General features: G+C 65.8%; 13 protein-coding genes and 1 riboswitch. Of the genes, 5 read left to right on the forward strand and 8 right to left on the reverse strand.

What is annotated here, in order from left to right; all coding sequences use genetic code 11:
- Nucleotides 1–189: 189 nt before the first annotated feature.
- The 3 genes from DBR47_RS20495 to DBR47_RS20505 are packed head-to-tail and all read right to left on the reverse strand — an operon-like array spanning nucleotide 190 to nucleotide 5222.
- Nucleotides 190–696, reverse strand: coding sequence for an acetone carboxylase subunit gamma (locus DBR47_RS20495; protein WP_124453556.1), 507 nt, complete (start codon nucleotides 694–696; stop codon nucleotides 190–192).
- 29 nt (nucleotides 697–725) lie between these two features.
- Complete coding sequence (locus tag DBR47_RS20500; protein ID WP_124453558.1) at nucleotides 726–3050, reverse strand: hydantoinase B/oxoprolinase family protein; 2325 nt, start codon at nucleotides 3048–3050, stop codon at nucleotides 726–728.
- An 18-nt stretch (nucleotides 3051–3068) separates the two neighbouring features.
- Nucleotides 3069–5222 carry a hydantoinase/oxoprolinase family protein gene (locus DBR47_RS20505; RefSeq protein WP_124453560.1) on the reverse strand — a complete coding sequence of 718 codons (2154 nt, stop codon included), beginning with the start codon at nucleotides 5220–5222 and terminating at the stop codon, nucleotides 3069–3071.
- Between the two features lie 284 nt (nucleotides 5223–5506).
- Nucleotides 5507–5634: riboswitch (TPP riboswitch) on the forward strand.
- Nucleotides 5635–5889: 255 nt separating this feature from the next.
- Here DBR47_RS20505 and thiC point away from each other — a divergent pair.
- The 5 genes from thiC (at nucleotide 5890) to DBR47_RS20530 (ending at nucleotide 11718) form a co-directional block, all read left to right on the forward strand.
- The gene (thiC, locus tag DBR47_RS20510) at nucleotides 5890–7806 is read left to right on the forward strand and encodes a phosphomethylpyrimidine synthase ThiC (protein WP_124453561.1); all 1917 of its coding nucleotides are present in this window, start codon (nucleotides 5890–5892) and stop codon (nucleotides 7804–7806) included.
- A gap of 173 nt (nucleotides 7807–7979) precedes the next feature.
- Nucleotides 7980–9035, forward strand: a complete 1056-nt coding sequence (locus DBR47_RS20515) for an FAD-dependent oxidoreductase (RefSeq protein WP_197047194.1) — start codon at nucleotides 7980–7982, stop codon at nucleotides 9033–9035.
- Between the two features lies 1 nt (nucleotide 9036).
- The gene (gene thiS, locus DBR47_RS20520; protein ID WP_124453563.1) at nucleotides 9037–9249 is read left to right on the forward strand and encodes a sulfur carrier protein ThiS; all 213 of its coding nucleotides are present in this window, start codon (nucleotides 9037–9039) and stop codon (nucleotides 9247–9249) included.
- Between the two features lie 4 nt (nucleotides 9250–9253).
- A complete protein-coding gene (locus DBR47_RS20525) occupies nucleotides 9254–10048 on the forward strand; it encodes a thiazole synthase (protein WP_197047195.1) in 795 nt (264 codons plus the stop codon).
- 2 nt (nucleotides 10049–10050) lie between these two features.
- The gene (locus tag DBR47_RS20530) at nucleotides 10051–11718 is read left to right on the forward strand and encodes a bifunctional hydroxymethylpyrimidine kinase/phosphomethylpyrimidine kinase (RefSeq protein WP_124453567.1); all 1668 of its coding nucleotides are present in this window, start codon (nucleotides 10051–10053) and stop codon (nucleotides 11716–11718) included.
- A 39-nt stretch (nucleotides 11719–11757) separates the two neighbouring features.
- Here DBR47_RS20530 and DBR47_RS20535 read toward each other — a convergent pair whose 3' ends face one another.
- The 5 genes from DBR47_RS20535 to DBR47_RS20555 form a co-directional block, all read right to left on the reverse strand.
- Complete coding sequence (locus DBR47_RS20535; RefSeq protein WP_197047196.1) at nucleotides 11758–12639, reverse strand: TonB family protein; 882 nt, start codon at nucleotides 12637–12639, stop codon at nucleotides 11758–11760.
- Between the two features lie 421 nt (nucleotides 12640–13060).
- Nucleotides 13061–13585, reverse strand: coding sequence for a class IV adenylate cyclase (locus DBR47_RS20540; RefSeq protein WP_124453570.1), 525 nt, complete (start codon nucleotides 13583–13585; stop codon nucleotides 13061–13063).
- A gap of 81 nt (nucleotides 13586–13666) precedes the next feature.
- The gene (locus DBR47_RS20545) at nucleotides 13667–14080 is read right to left on the reverse strand and encodes a DUF4440 domain-containing protein (protein WP_124453571.1); all 414 of its coding nucleotides are present in this window, start codon (nucleotides 14078–14080) and stop codon (nucleotides 13667–13669) included.
- The gene (locus DBR47_RS20550) at nucleotides 14061–15194 is read right to left on the reverse strand and encodes a metallophosphoesterase (RefSeq protein WP_231512419.1); all 1134 of its coding nucleotides are present in this window, start codon (nucleotides 15192–15194) and stop codon (nucleotides 14061–14063) included. The genes DBR47_RS20545 and DBR47_RS20550 overlap by 20 nt, the downstream gene beginning before the upstream one ends.
- A gap of 260 nt (nucleotides 15195–15454) precedes the next feature.
- A partial coding sequence (locus DBR47_RS20555; RefSeq protein ID WP_197047197.1) for a YDG domain-containing protein occupies nucleotides 15455–16471 on the reverse strand: 1017 nt, incomplete at its 5' end.

A 16471-nucleotide genomic window follows, 5' to 3' on the forward strand; every position in this document is an offset into this window, starting at 1 on the left:
GCAGCCTGAGCGCGTTGCCGATCGTCGCGGCCATGATAGGCAGCAAGCCTGACAAGCGGCATCCCGCAAAACCCCGCTATACGCGCCGATCCCCCTATTCATGGGACTCAAGCCCCGAAAGAACAGACGGCAAGCGTCCCGCGGGCCCTAGGACCCGCGGGACTGAACGCTCAAGCCAGAAGAGCAGACTCAGTTGCTGCGCTCGGGCAGGGGCAGCTTGACCCACTCTTTGTAGAAGGCATCGATGTCCGGCTCGAAGTCATGGATCACCGGGTACCAGGGCGTGGGCGCCTCCACATCGTGCAAGGTGCCGCAGGCCGGGCAGCTGTATTCGCGGTAAACCTGCCAGGCCGTATCGGGTGCCATCAGCTTGGGATAAACCTCGGTCATGGCCTCTTCGCTCTCACGAACATAGAGGTTGGCATGCATTTTCCAGTTGCCCTTCCAATCACAGAAAACGTGACCGCAATCGCATTGGGTCAGCCACTGCTTGGTTCCGGCTTGCTGCACGATGTGCAGATGCGGGCCCAGGGGCAGCACGATGCGATCGTTCCAGCCCAGCTTCTGCTGCAGGGCCGCGATATAGAGCTCAAAGCGCTCGGGATCTTTGGGCATGGACAACATGCGCAAGGTGGTGTCCCAGTCGAGCTTGCCGTCGACCAGATTTTTGACTTGTTCAGCGGTGTATTTGGACATGATCTGTCTCCAACAATGGTTTGACTTTCTTATTCCTCGACCAGGGTGACGGTTTTCACGTCCGGCATGGCCGAGAGGTCCATGCGGAACTTGGAACCGTAAGAGGGCACGCCCAGGTCCTCTTCCTTGCAGGTCCAGGAGTCCGGCAGATTCCAGAAAGTGCGGAACTGCTTCTCGAACTTTTCCGACAGGCCGAAGCTGGTGGCGAACATATGCTGGACTTGCACCGAGGCCTGCTTGGCCAGGATGCGCTCGCGCTCGGTCTTCATCCATTCCTGGGTCGGCTTGGAGCGCTTGATGCGCTGCTGGCGCACTTCCAGGCGCTGCAAGGCGGTGGCCTTTTCGTCGATGCTCCAGACGCCCTTGCCGTCCTTGGTCGCCACCACGCCGTGCACCTTCTGGGCGTACTCGGGCAGCAGGAAGCCGTTGTTCAGGTCTTCGGCGATGGCGGGCAACTCACGATCAAGCGGGTCGCCAAAGCCCGGGCCGCCACGGATGTAGTTGAGGTAGAGGTCGTGGTTGTCGTAGCAGTCCTCGGTGGTCATGCACTGGTGGTCGCGCTTGACGCGGGCATTCGGGCCGAGGTGGTTTTCGTAGTCCGGCAGGTCGGGGTTGACATCGCCGCCCAGCGGCAGGCTTTCACCCTTGGCGATGCGCTCCTTGATGCCCGTGTTGTGGGCTTCAAAACGGTAGCCGGTGGCCGAGGGGTAGCCGCCCATCATGCCCCAGTCGCTGTTCATATAGCCGTTGCCCATGAAGAACATGGTCCAGTCCTGCGCGTTCCAAACCATGCGCAGGGTCTCGAATCCATGGCCACCCCGGTACTTGCCGTAGCCACCGGAGTTGGCCTTGACGTTGCGGCCCAGGTAGAGCAAGGGCTCGGCCATTTCCCAGATTTCGATATCGCCCATATCGCCTTCGGGGTTCCAGATCGCGGCGGCGTGGTTCAGGCCGTCCTTGATGGCGCAGGCACCGGTGCCGCAGGAGCTGGCCTCGAAGCTGTTGACGGCGTGGATCTCGCCGTCCTGGTTGATACCCCCGCCTTGCAGCCAGTTGCTGGTGTTGGCATTGCCGGCATTGACTTCTTCCAGATAGCCCCGGCTGAAGTAGGCCTGGCCCAGGCCGCGCCACATGGTCGTCCAGGCCGAGACCAGGAAGTGCCAGGCGTAGGCATGGCCGGTGCGTCGGTCATCGGGGTTATTCCAGCCGCCCTTGGGCATATGGAACTCGGTGCCGAAATAGGCGCCATCGTTGATGCGCTGGGTGGGCACCAGGGTCTGGGTCATCATCACCCAGATGCCGCTGGTGAAGGCCACCTGGTGGGCGTTGTAGCTGTGCCAACCCCAGCGGCTGGCGCCTTCAAAATCCAAACGCCAAGACGCATCGGCGCGGATTTCCATCTCCACCGGGGCGTGCATGATGGAGTCCAGCTTGGCGAAGGCGTTGGAGGTCTGCACGTCTTCATGCTTGTAGGGCACGTCGACGAAAGCCACCTTGCGGTACTTGCCGGGCAGGGTCATGGCCTTGATGCGGGTCTGCAGGCCGCGGCGGCCTTCCTCGATCACCTCGGTGGCAAAGGCCTCGTAGGTCTCCAGGCCTTCTTCGGCAATGGTCTCCTCGACCAGGGCGCGAATCATGTGGCAGCCGGCGATGCGGGTCTTCTCGTCCAGGATCCAGTACTTGGGCGTGCGCACCGAGCGCTGGCTCTCATGCAGCCAGTCGCGCAGCGGGCTGTCGTTCACCCCGGTCTTGCGGCAGGTGATCATGTAGCCGTCGCCAAAGCGCTGGGTCTGGCCGGTGGACATGGAGCCGGGCGTCACCGCGCCGGTGTCGATCACGTGGGTCACGCCGCCGACCCAGCCGATCAGCTTGCCCTGCACAAAGATGGGCACGATGGTGGCGATGTCGCAGGGGTGGACGTTACCAATCGAGCAATCGTTGTTGGTGAACATATCACCGGGGTTGATGCCGGGGTTGGCCTCCCAGTTGTTCTCGATCATGTACTTGATCGCCGCGCCCATGGTGCCGACGTGGATGATGATGCCCGTCGAGGTGAGCACGCAGTCACCGGCCGCGTTGTAGAGGGTGAAGCACAACTCGCCCTCTTGCTCCACGATGGGGCTGGCGGCGATCTTCTTGGCGGTTTCACGTGCATGCACCAGGCCGCCACGCAGCTTGGAGAACAGCTTCTCGTAGCCGATGGGGTCTTTTTCGCGCAGGGCCAGGCGGGCCAGGCCGTTGTAATGGCCGGTCTTGGCGGTGCGTTCCAGAATGCCGTCGCGGTATTCCTTCAGCGTCTGGCCGTTGCCCAGCAGATTTTGAAAGCCGAGTTCTTTTTGACTCATCATATTCATGGTCTGTCTCCTAATGGATTACTTCTTGGCATTGAGTTCGCGCAGATGGAACAAGCGATGCTTGTCCAGCGTGGTGGCGAAACCCTCGGGCACGACAAAGGTGGTGGCATCGGATTCGATGATGGCCGGGCCGGCGATTTGGTTGCCGGCTTGCAGGGATTCCATCTTCCAGATCACCGCGTCGAACCACTTTTTGTGGCGGTACAGCTTGCGCGTGCCCAGGCGGGCGGCGGCGGGTGGGGTGGGGCCCATCTCCGGGTCTTCCGGCAGCACCGGCTTTTGGGTGATGACCATGCCGCGCATGATGGCGCCGGTGGCCGAGAAGCCCAGCTCGGGCGAGCGTGCCGAGCTGGCGTAGACGCGGCCGTAGGTGTTCTCGAAGGCCTCGGCGATCAAGTCCCAGTCCTTGGCGGTGGCGGCGCTGGTGACGGGCGAGTCGATTTCCAGATCGTTCAGCTGGCCCATGTACTGCATGCGGTAGCCGGGGCGCAGGATCACGTCCTTGGGCTCGAAGCCGTTGATGCGGAACTCCTCGATCACCTTGGCGGCCAGCTCGCTCCAGGCCTGCTGGATGGTGCTGGCGGCGGCGATCTTTTGCTCGTCCGTGGCGTACTGCGGCACGGCCAGGTCCACGCTCTTGTCGTAGCGGTACTCGAAGTCGGCGCAGGCGCAGCCAAAGGCCGAGAAGCCCGCCGCCCAGGCCGGCACCACCACGTCCTTGAAGCCCAAGCCTTCGGTATAACCGTAGGTATGCACGGGGCCGGCACCGCCGTAGCTGAAGCAGACGAAGTCGGTCGGGCTGTAGCCCTTGGCGCTGACGTTGGAGCGCAGGTACTCGCGCAGCTGCAGGTCCAGCAGCTCGATCACACCGGCGGCAGCGTCTTCCACCGACAGGCCCAGCGGGTCGGCGATCTGCGCCTTGATGTGATCACGCGCACGCTGCACATCCAGCTTGATGGCGCCGCCCAGGAAGTTGTCGGGGTTCAGATAGCCCAGCACGACGTGGCAGTCCGAGACCGAGACCGTGTCCAGGCCGCTCTCGGGCCAGCAGGTGCCGACGCGGTAGCCGGCCGAATCGGGGCCCAGCTTGATGGAGCCGCTATAGGGGTCCAGGCGCACAAAGCTGCCGGCGCCCGCGCCCACCGAGTCCATGGTGACCAGGGGCAGGGACAGCACCAGGCGGGCCATGTCAGGGTCGGAGGCGATGGCAAAGCTGCCCTTGGTGATCAGCGCCATATCAAAGCTGGTGCCGCCGATGTCGGAGCAGGCGATGTTCTCGTCACCCAGGGCCTCGCCCAGCAGCTTGGAGCCGATCACGCCGCCGATGGGGCCGGAGACGATGGTGCGGGCCAGCTCCTTGGCCTTCCAGCTGATGGTGCCGCCGTGGGTGGCCATCACCCGCAGGTCAAATTTGGCGCCATGCTTTTTAAAACGGTCGCTGACCTTTTTGAGCGTCTGACGCGAAGGTTCGGCGGCATAGGCCTCCAGGATTGTGGTGTTCATCCGGTGGCTTTCCTTGCGCTGCGGGTAGTAGTCCACCGAGGCAAACACGGGGATCTCGCTGCCCAGCTTCTTCAGCTCGTCCAGGCAGACGTCGCGGGCGCGCTGCTCGCTCGTGCCATTCTTGTGCGACTGCAGGAAGCAGATCACGATGGCCTTGGCTTCCTGCGCCACCAGTTCGCGGGTGGCTTGGCGCACCTCGTCCTCGCGCAGCGGGATCACCACCTTGCCCTGCACATCGGTGCGCTCGGTCACGCCTCGGGTGCGCTTGAGCGGCACCAGGGGCTCGTCGTAGCGGTGGGTATTGAGGTGGATGCGTTCTTCTAGCGCATAGCCCAGATAGGACTGGATGGCACGGCCCATGGAGTGCACATGCTCAAAGCCCTTGTTGACCATCAGGCCCACATCCAGGCCCTTGCGCTGCACCACGCGATTGAGCATGGCGGTGCCGGAGTAGACGCAGGTCACCAGCTCGGGGAAGACATCGTCGACCTCGCGCTTCCAGTGCAGCAAGGCGTCCACCGATGAGTTGTAGATAGCCAGCGATTCATCAGCCGGATTGCTCTGGGCCTTGCCCACCACAAAACGACCGTCCTCGCGGACGAAGAAGGTGTCGGTCATCGTGCCACCGGCATCGATGCCCATCACCTGGACCTGCGATTGAACTTGCATGTGTTGTCTCCTGTTTTGCACCTAAAGAGCGAGCGCCTTGCTGCCTCGCCCAGGCTGTTCTTGCAGCCCGCGTGCCAGGCCCGAGCCACTGCGGCGGCGGCGATGCCAAGTGCTTGATTTGATTGAGGCGCCCCTGGGAAAACACCGGCGTTTGGGCGGAGGTCTAGGCGCTTGGGGCGAGCTCGGTCGACCGGGGCAAGCGTTCGATTTCCGGTCGATCGTCCGAAAATCGAACGGCTGTGAGGGCCCTTCGCTGAAGCGGGGCAGATCAGGTCCTATACTCGCGCTTCGCTCCGGGGAGCCCTGATGTGCAGACAAAGCTTGTCGCACCGGGCTGAGATGTGGTGGAAGCCATGGACCCGCTGAACTTGATCCGGTTGATACCGGCGTAAGAAGAGCCTGCTCCCGCCTCCACGGGTGCGGGCCCTGGATGCAGCTTGACGCAGACACCAGGGCCGATGCCAAAGCCCGCCACAGGGCGGCACGCATCGCAGCCAAGCCTGTCCTCACGCATCCAAGGCCCTCGCCCGATTGCCACTAGCCCCATCCGGGCGCGGCGTCTAGGTCGAGAGCCGGCGCTCCCCAGCGCCCTCAAACACCGGCCCTAGCTCAGGCACTCCGGAGACAAACATTCCCATGTTTTCCTTCGCAGGAGCCGCAAGCTGCCATGAACACCATCACCACCCCCAAGCTGGACCAGGCCGAGCCCGATGTCTCCGCCGCCGCTACCTCCACGGCCTCGGCCGAGTTTCAGGCCTCGATTCAGCTGACCCGCCAGCCCTTGCCCGCGTCGAGCAAGCTCTATCTGCCCGGCCAGATCCACGCTGATATCCGCGTGCCCCAGCGCGCCATCGCGCTCACCAATGGCGAGACGGTGACGGTCTACGACAGCTCGGGCCCTTACACCGACCCGCAAGCCGACATCGATGTGCGCCGTGGCCTGCCCGCCATCCGCGCCGCCTGGGTGGAAGCGCGCGGTGACACCGAGGCCTACACCGGCCGCGAGATCCAGCTGGTGGACGACGGCCTGCGCGAGCAAGCCCAGCAGCTGAGCCTGCGCGAAGCCAGCGTGGGCCTGCAGCGCCAACCCCGCCGTGCCAAGGCCGGCGCCAATGTCAGCCAGATGCATTACGCGCGGCGCGGCATCATCACGCCGGAGATGGAGTACGTGGCCATACGCGAAAACCAGCGCCACGACTGGATGCGCGAGTACGAGGCCGACGCCGAGCGCGAACAGCGCCTGCGCGGCACGCCCATGGGCGCGGCCATTCCAAAAATCATCACGCCGGAGTTTGTGCGTGAAGAAATCGCGCGCGGCCGCGCCATCATCCCGGCCAATATCAACCACACCGAGCTGGAGCCCATGATCATCGGGCGCAATTTCCTGGTGAAGGTGAATGCCAATATCGGCAACTCCGCCGTCAGCTCGGGTATCGAGGAAGAGGTTGAGAAACTGGTCTGGGCCACCCGCTGGGGCGCCGACACGGTGATGGACCTGAGCACCGGCCGCAATATCCACACCACCCGCGACTGGATCATCCGCAACGCCTCCGTGCCCATCGGCACCGTGCCCATTTACCAGGCCTTGGAGAAGGTGGGCGGCGTGGCCGAGGACCTCACCTGGGACTTGTTCCGCGACACGCTGATCGAGCAAGCCGAGCAAGGGGTGGACTACTTCACCATCCACGCGGGTGTTCGTTTGCCCTTCATCCCCATGACGGTCAAGCGTCGCACCGGCATCGTCTCGCGCGGCGGCTCCATCCTGGCCAAGTGGTGCATCGCGCATCACAAGGAGAACTTCCTCTACACGCATTTCGAAGAGATCTGCGAAATCATGAAGGCCTACGACGTCAGCTTCTCGCTGGGCGACGGCCTGCGGCCCGGCAGCCTCTCGGACGCCAATGACGAGGCCCAGTTCGCCGAGCTGCGCACCTTGGGCGAGCTGACCAAGATCGCCTGGAAGCACGATGTGCAGACCATGATCGAAGGCCCCGGCCATGTGCCCATGCACATGATTCAAGAAAACATGACCGAGCAGCTCAAGCACTGCGACGAAGCGCCCTTCTACACGCTCGGCCCCTTAACCACGGACATCGCGCCCGGCTACGACCACATCACCTCCGGCATCGGTGCGGCCATGATCGGCTGGTTCGGCTGCGCCATGCTCTGCTATGTGACGCCCAAGGAGCATCTGGGCCTGCCCGACCGCGACGACGTCAAGCAAGGCCTGATGGCCTACCGCATCGCCGCCCACGCCGCCGACATCGCCAAGGGCCATCCGGGGGCGCGCGCCCGCGACGACGCCTTGTCCAAAGCTCGCTTCGACTTCCGCTGGACCGACCAGTTCAATCTGGGCCTGGACCCGGAGACGGCGCGTGAATACCACGACGAAACCCTGCCCAAGGACAGCGCCAAGGTCGCGCACTTTTGCTCCATGTGCGGCCCCAAGTTCTGCTCCATGAAGATCACCCAGGATGTGCGGGACTACTCGGCCAAGCTGGAGGCCGACAAGGGCATGGCAGAGAAAAGCGCGGAGTTCAAGGCGCAGGGTGGGGAGTTGTATATCCCGATTCAGCCGGTCTGAGATGAGGGTCTGCCAGTTTGTGAGCAGAACCCTGCCAGCGCGGGAGACGCTGGGCAGCGGGGCATCCCCGCAGCTCCATGTCCCCCGCCCGCTGCGCGGGCTCCTCCTTTACTTACGCTGCGGGGACACCCCACCACCCAGCTTGGCCGCAGCCACAAACGGGAGCAACTGAGATGGCTTTGCAGATTGCCATCGCCGGCGCCGGCTTGGCCGGCCGCCTGTTCGCTTGGGCCTTAAGCCGGGCCGGTCACAGTGTGCAGGTCTTCGAGGCCGGCCTCGGCCCAGCCCCCTTGTTCGACGGCCAGGGCGCTGCCGCCTTCACCGCCGCCGGCATGCTGAGCCCGCTGGCAGAGCTGGAGAAGGCCGAGGCCGAGATCGCCCGCCTGGGCTGGGCCTCGCTGCGCCTGTGGCCGCAAATCGTTTGCCAGCTGCAAGCGCCGGTGCGCCTGCAATGCGAGGGCAGCCTGCTGATCGCCCACCGCCCCGACCTGGCCGCTGCTCAGCGGGTGCTGGCCAGGCTGGGCGCTGAGGCAGCGGGTCTCGAACGTCTGGACGCCACCGCCTTGCGCTCGCTGGAGCCCGCCCTGCTGCACAGCGGCGTGCAAGCCTGGCTGCTGGCGGGCGAGGGCCTGATCCACCCACCACAGGCCATGGCCGCCCTGCATCAAGCGGCCAGCAGCGTGCAATGGTGTTGGCAAACGCCGGTGCGCGAGCTGGCGCCCGGCTGCCTGGTTCTGCAAAACGGCGCGGAGCAGGCCTTTGACTGGGTGATCGACTGCCGAGGCTTGGGCGCGCGCAGCGAGCCGCTGACCGAAAAGCTGCGCGGCGTGCGGGGCGAGGTCATCGGCCTGGAATTGGCGAAACATGGCCTGCGCCGCCCGGTGCGCCTGCTGCACCCACGCCACCGCATCTACCTGGTGCCGCGCACGCCGGACGAATTGGTACTCGGTGCCAGCGAGATCGAAAGCGAAGACCGTTCCCCCGTCAGCCTGCAATCCGCCGTGGAGCTGATGGCCGCCGCGCACAGCATCATGCCCTCGCTCAGCGAGGCCCGCATCACCCGCCTGGACCGCAATCTGCGCCCCGCACTGCCCGACAACAAACCCCTGGCCCGGGCCGAACCCGGCCTGATCCGGCTCAACGGCATGTACCGCCATGGCTGGCTGTTAGCGCCGGCCCTGGTGCAGCTGCTGCTGCTGCAGACCGGGCTGGGCAATTTGGAATCCTGAGATGAGCACCACCATCCAAATACAACTCGACGAGCAGGCCCTGAGCCTGCCCGCCCACACCACCCTGGCCCAGTTGCTGGAACAAAGCCAGCGCTCGCCCGAGAGCGTGGCCACGGCCTTGAACGGCCGCTTTGTGCCGCGTGAGGCAAGACCTGGCACCCCCTTGCATGACGGCGATACCGTCTTGCTTTTCAAACCCATCGTCGGAGGCTGAGCTCATGCAGGACGATCTCATCATCGACGGCCAGGCGCTGAACAGCCGCCTCTTCCTCGGCACCGCCGGCTACCCCAGCCCACAGACCCTGGTGGAGGCGGTCGAAGTCTCGCAATGCTCGGTCCTGACCCTGGGGCTTAAGCGCACGCTGCTGGCGGGCGACAACGGCTTTGTGGCCCAGGCCTTGCAAGCGGCGCAGGCGCGCGGCGTGCGCCTGCTGCCCAATACCGCCGGTTGCCGCACGGCCCGCGAGGCGGTACAACTGGCGCAGATGGCGCGTGAGTTGTACGGCACGCACTGGATCAAGCTGGAGGTGGTGGGTGACGAGCACACCTTGCAGCCCGAGCCCTTCGAGCTACTGGCCGCCGCCACCGAACTCAGCCGTGCGGGCTTCGCGGTCTTTCCCTACTGCACCGACGATCTGGTGCTCTGCCGACGCCTGCTGGACGAGGCCGGCTGCACGGTGCTGATGCCCTGGGGCGCGCCGATTGGCTCGGGCCAAGGCCTGATCAACCCACAAGCTCTGCGCACCCTGCGCGAGCGCTTGCCCCAAGCCACGCTCATCATCGACGCCGGCCTGGGCGCGCCCTCGCATGCGGCCCAGGCCCTGGAGCTGGGCTTTGATGCGGTGCTGCTCAACTCGGCCGTGGCGCAGGCGCGCGAGCCGGTGGCCATGGCCGCGGCTTTTCGCGATGCGGTGCGCGGAGGGCGCCAAGGTTTTCTGGCCGGGCTGATGGCGCCGCAGAGCTTTGCCGTGGCCTCCACCCCGGTCAGCGGCCATGCTTTTTTGCTGGGCTGAGCATGAAGAACATCTTCAACAAACTACCCACACCCTGCTTGCCCTCGCCCTGGCCACAAGCCGATGAAGGCCGCCCGCCCATCATCTGGAGCATCGCCGGCACCGACAGCGGCGGCGGCGCCGGCCTGGCGGCCGACACTCGTGCGGCGGCGGCCCTGGGTGTGCATCTCTGCCCCGTGGTGGCGGCGGTGACGGCGCAGAACTCGCTGGGCGTCGACGCCGTGTTCCCACAGCCGCCCGCGCAATTGCAAGCGCAGCTGCAGGCCCTGGCCCAAGACCTGCGCCCCCGCGCCCTCAAATGCGGCCTGCTGGCCAGCACGGCGGCGATCGCCTGCGTGGCCCAGTGCATCGATGACTTGCGCCGCAGCGGGCCGGTGGACCTCGTCATCGACCCGGTGCTGGGCGCCACGGCTGGCGGCGCGGCCTTTGCCGATGCGGCCCTGATCCAGGCCTACCGCGAACATTTGCTGCCGCGCGCCACCCTGATCACACCCAACCGCCGCGAGGCCTTGCGCCTGCTGGGCCTGGAGGAACAAGCCCAGCCCACGCCCCTGCTGGCCCAAGCCTTGCGGGAGCTGGGCGCGCAAGCGGTCTGCATCACCGGCGGCGATGACATCGCCAGCACGCCCGGCGCCGAGGCCTTGTCCCTGGACTGGCTGGACGCGCATGTGCTGCAGCAGCCGGTGCAAGGCTGGCTGGCCTTGCCGCGCCAGCCCCAAGCCCATCACCACGGCAGCGGCTGCACCTTCGCCACGGCGGCCGCTGCCGCCCTGGCCCAGGGTTACCCGCTGCCGGATGCGGTCTTGCTGGCCAAGATGCTGACCTGGTCAGCGCTGCAAAACAGTTATGCCGCAGGCGCGGGAGCCGGGCCGGTGAAGGCCATCGCGGCTTTTGCCGAGACGGCCCTGGCCATGCCGGTGATGGGTTTCAACGATGAGATCGCGCCCGACGCGGCCATCTTGGCGCGCTGGACCCAGGCCTTGCTGGACGATGGCGCTGACTCGACAAACGCCGATCTGGGCCTCTACGCCATCACCGACAAACCCGAGCGTGTCGCCGAGCTGGCGGGCCTGGGGCTGCGGCAGATCCAGCTGCGCATCAAGGCACAGCACAAGCAGTCGGAACTGGCCTTGCAATACGGCATCCAATCCGCGCTGGAATCGACGCTGGGCCGGGCGCGCGGCAGCAGCCAGCTATGGATCAATGACCACTGGCAGCTGGCACTCGATGCCGGCGCCAGCGCCCTGCATCTGGGCCAGGAGGATTGGGCTGCGCTCAAGCCCAGCGAGCGGCGGCAGATTCTGCGCAGCGGCGCCAAGCTGGGGCTGTCTAGCCACAGCTTGTGGGAGCTGGCGCGGGCACGCGGACTGCGGCCTCACTACATCGCCTGCGGCCCGGTCTGCGCCACCACGACCAAGGACATGCCTTGGCTGCCCCAGGGCCCGCGCAATCTGGCCTGGTGGGTGCGGATGGCGGGGCGACCGGTGGTGGCCATCGGCGGTTTGTTAGCGCCCGAGCAAGTGGCCGACTGCGCCGCAGCGGGGGCGGCAGCGGCTTGCCTGGTGCGAGCGTTGGAGCCCGAGGACGCCACGCCAACCCTGGGTCAAAACCTTGCCGCCTTCCAAGCGGCCTGGCGGCAGGGCTTGGCACGCAGACAGGAGCGCGACTGAGCGTTCTTTGCGCAGCGCCACGGCGCGCTGCGGCGATCCTTATTCCGGTGGGCGGAAGCCCACTTCGACCCGGCCTTCGCGCGGCTTGGAGATGGGCTCGAAGCGCCATTGCGAGACGGCTTCGACGGCGACCGCGCTCAGGCGGCTGCTGGTAGAGCGCATGGCCTCGGCCTGCTTGACGCTGCCGTCCGTCTGCACCACAAAGCGCAGGACCACCGTGCCGCCATTGAAGTCATTCAACAAGCGGCGCGGTATCTTGGGTTCGACGCGGTGGATCAGCTTGAGCACCGGCTCTTCCTCTGCCACGGCGGCGGCGGCCACTGCGGTCGACGCCGGCTTGGCCTCGGCCGGGCGGGCCGTGGCTGGGGCCAGGGCCAGCTGGCTCGCGGCGGCGGATTGACTCAGCTCGGCGGCGGCCGATGCGCTGCCGCTATTGCCAGCCGGGGCGGCTGCGGTGGTGGCCGCCGGTGCATTGCCGCGCGCGGCGGGCGTATCGGCAGCCGCCGTGGCGACCGCGGCGCTGCTTGCTGCTGCCGCATTGCTGCCCTCTTGCTGCGAAGCCCGGTGCGCCTGGGCCAGGCGCTCGGCCTCGCCGCGCGAGGAGTTGCCGGCAGCCGACTTGCTATTGCTGTTCGCCGACTTGCTCTGTGCCTGCGCGCCTGCAGTCTTGTCCTTGTCCTTGTCTTTTTCGTTCGCCGAGACCGTGGCCGTGGCAGCCGCCGCCGCGGCCGCCGCGCTCTGCTTCTTGGCCGTGGCTTCGTTATGGAATCGGATCCAGGTGAACACTCGGTCGGCGGTTTTTTGCGCGCGCTCCTCGGCGCTGTCGGCATCGGCATCGGCCTTGGCAGCTCCGGCTGTAGCGGGCTTGGCGGGGGAAGTCTGCGCAGAAACGTTCAGGCCCACACCTAACAGCAGGCTCAAGGCCAGCGTCGATGTCGCGGTAGATGAAGCAAAGGAAACTTTCAACGGCGATGAGCCGACAAACAAGCGCATGGTCAAGCACTCCCCCTCAGGTCTTGAACCAACACCCCGAATCGCTGGGCTGCAGATCTTCCCTGCTGGACCTTGCTCAACCGAGCAGCGCTTGGGCGCTTTGTCATCGGTCTCTCAAGCTCCAGCGGATCTGAAGTTCTTTGACTTTTGCCCTCCCTGCCGCGACTCCCTCTGGGCGATGGAAGGATGGCAGTGTATGAACGGAAGCCCCTGTTGCGATGCTCGGGTCAACCCTAGGAGCAATAGGCGACTTGCCAAAAAGTCAACATCGAAATTGGGGATGGGCGGCGAAAAATCGCCTGGCGCACAAACTGTTGCGCCCGCCCCTGACTCCCTGCCTTGACTCCCGCTACGGCTTGCGCGCCTGCAGCAGGTCGGTGTAGGCCCCGGCGATCAAGGGGGCGTCTTGTAGGCCCAGGGCCAGCATCAGCGCCTGCGCCTCTTGCTGGCCCCCGAGTTCACTCTCGCCCTCGACCAACTCCACCTCCAGCTCCATGAAGTCACCCAGGCCCTCCACCTGATCCAGATGCACCCGGCTGCGGCCAATCTTTACAAAGCGACGTATCTTGCGCACCCGGCCCGCTTGACCATAGGCCAGGCTCAAGGTGCGGCGCAGCTCGTCCGCACAGCGGGTCGTGGCGATCTCATAAAAGCTGGCCTTGGGCCCAGTGGCGTCGGCACGCTGGTAGAAGATCAGCTCCCCGTGGCCGGGCCGTTCCGGGAAGGCGCACAGCTTCAGCCGGCCTCGCTCGCAGTTGAAAAATGTGTCGTCCTGCTCCACCCTTTGCGCCGACGCCCCGGCCAGGGCTTGGGCCGCTTGCAGCAGCCGGGCCATATCGGCGACCTGGGCCTTGATCTCAATATTTCTTGCCACTGTGATTCCCCACTCCGGCTGCTTCGCTGAGGCAGCGATTCTGCCGACGCACGCAGGCTGGCAAGCGGGCCAAGCCCGGCACTATTCCCAGGCCGCGCAGGGCGTGCCCTGATGGAACTGCATCTGCCAGCCTTGCGCACCCAATCGCCAGAGCGAGCTGCGGCGGCTATGTCTGTGCAGGTGGCCCTGGGCATCGCGATGGGCCGACTCATAAGTCAGCAAGGCCAGGCCAGGCGCCAGCAGCTGGACCTGAAAGTTCTGGGCATGAACCTGGCGCGGGCTGGGCGAAGCTGCCTCGTCGGCAGCGATCAACAAGGCCAGCATCTCGCTGCGCTGGTAGCTGCGGCCCGAGTAGCCGATCTCGCGGAAGTCGGGGTGCAGCAAGGCTTGGAGGCGGGGCAGGTCGGCCGTGGTCTTGTCCAGCTGCAGCTCGCATTCGAGTGCTTGCAGCTGCGGCAGAAGGAGGCGAGCGAGTTCAGTGTCGGCTGTCGTCATGGCGGCTGGCTTGGGCAGCTAATTGGGAAGTAGCTAAGTGGGAGGCAGCACGATACCCCGTCGTCGTCAGCCGCTCACCGGTGTCCAGCATCAGCTCGCGCTCGGGCCAGCGCAGAGCGGCCAGCCGGGTGCAGGCACCGGCCTGGCCTTGGAGTCGCTCCTGATAGCGCCCACCCACCGAAAAGTCCACGCAAAACACATTGGCTCGCTGGCCCAGCCATTGGGTGGGCGCCACCTCGGCAAACAAATCGGCATCTTCCTTGCCCAGCTGGGCCCGGTCCAGCGGCAGGAACTGGCGCCAGTAGTGGCCCACCACGACCGGGGTCTCCTCCTGATACTCATCCCACCAGGCCACCCGCTCGGCAAAGCGCCACAGGCCGCTGGCGAAGAAGGGGGCGGGCGCCTTGCGCTCCAGGCCCGAGGTCAGCACCCGCAAGGGGTTGAGCATCTGCCGCGCCGCGTCCAGATGACCCAGGGCGTCCAAGCGGGGCATGGCGAATTGCGGGTTCTGAAAATGCGCGCGCCACAAGGCTTTTTGCTGCTGCGCCAACTCATGCCAGCCCTGGCCCACCTGGCTGGCCAGGGCATGGGCGTCCAGGCGCGCAAACCAGTCGGCAAAGCTGCCCAGCCCAGACCTCAGAGCGCTGAGCGCTTGCACATGGGCCAGGGACTGGCCATGCCAGGCCGCATGGCTGACGCGAATATCAGCCCGGCTCAGGGCCAGGGGCTGGCGGGAAAAGAAGTCCAGAAACTCCGCGCGATCGTCTGCCGTGGCCTGAGCGCAGAGGCCGAACTTCTGGTCGCTGGCGCGGCCCTCGGCCCAGAACCAGTCATTGCCCGCCTTGCGTGCGCCACGCAAAAGATTCAGCTCATGGTTGCCCAAAACCATCTGGGCCCGGCCGGCCTCCACGCTGCGCTGCACCCAGCGGATGACGGCGGGGCTGTCCGGCCCACGGTCACACAAATCACCGACAAAGACCAGGCGCCTGCCCTGCGCATGCCGGCCCTGCTCGTCATAACCCAGGGCAGCCAGCAAGGCGCACAAGGCCTCGAACTCTCCATGCACATCGCCAACGATGTCCAGGGCTTGCTGCGGGGGCAAAGACTCGATCATGGCGGCCTCATGAAACATCCAGCCGGGGGTAGAAGGTGACTGGCGCCGCGGATTGTCGAGATCAAGCCGCGCGGGCAACAAGCGGACAGATGTCAGCCGACAGGGTCAGGTCTTGCCGGCCGACGGCCGCTTAGAGCGGCTAACGAAAAAGGCCCGGCCGCTCTCAGCTGCTCACACAGGCAAGGCCGACCGGGCCTGTTCGGCGCCGTCTTGATGTGGAAGTGCTCCATGATCCGGGGCACTGCCCCGGACCGTGGAACTTAGCGCTTGGCGTCGAAGCGCAAGACGATATTGCGCACCTGATCCACCGGCACACCGGCCTTGCGCTTGAGCGTGCTCAGGCCGTGGGCGCTGAGCACCTCGGCGCCCAGCTGCGCGGCTTGCGGCGGCATGGCGGCACGCAAGGTGCCGTTGGCCAGCAACTCCAGCGTCATGCTGGCCGTCTCGCCCTGGCCCAGATCGAGCAGGGTCTCGGCACGGGCACTGACGGCCTGGCTGTCCAGCTTGGGCAGCTCGGCTTCGGCCAAGCTGCGTGGCATCAGGCTCAGGCTGTCACCCTGGTCCTGCACCAGGTAGTGACCCAGACGATCCAGCCCCCCATTGGCACCGCCGTCGCGGAACAAGGGCAACACGTTTTGCACCGTTTCGGTTGGCGCGTTGCCGGCCAGGCTCAAACTCACCTGGCCGCCATTGCGCAACAGCTGCTGGCTGCCGTCCACCGCCAGCGCCGAAGCACCGCGCCCGGCTGTGCCAGCCCCGTCAGCCAGCGCCAGCAAGCTGGGCGCCGGGCCTGTTGCCGGCAAGGCGATCGCGCCCTGAGCGCCCGCCGCCGCTCCGACGCCGGCACCAGCTCCAACACCGTTGCCGCCGCCGTTGCCGCCGCCATTGCCCACGCCGCTCGCACCGCTGGTGGCATTGCCGCCTTGGGTCTTTACGACCAAGCCTGCGGTCTGCCCTTGCGAATCCAGACCCTTGATTCGACCCAGGATCTCGACCAGGTTCTGCGCCAGCTGGTAGTTGCCCGCATCAGCGCCGTCCAGGTTCAGCTTGACCTTGACCTGCTTGCCCTCGCCGGCCAGCAGATCCTGGAACTGAGCCTTGGCCTGCGCCTGCACCTTGTCGCCCGCCACCACGCCGATCAGGCCCGGCGAGTCCAGCTGCGCTTCGGTGGAACCGTCAAAGTACTTGTCCTTAACCACCAGAGGCGCCGTCTGCAAGGTCTTGGGCGTGATATCGCCCTTGGCCTGACGCTGTGCGCCCTCCAGCTGGTAGTTGCC

Origin of the sequence: Paucibacter sp. KBW04, from assembly GCF_003852425.1 — a bacterium.
GTDB lineage: Bacteria > Pseudomonadota > Gammaproteobacteria > Burkholderiales > Burkholderiaceae_C > Paucibacter_A.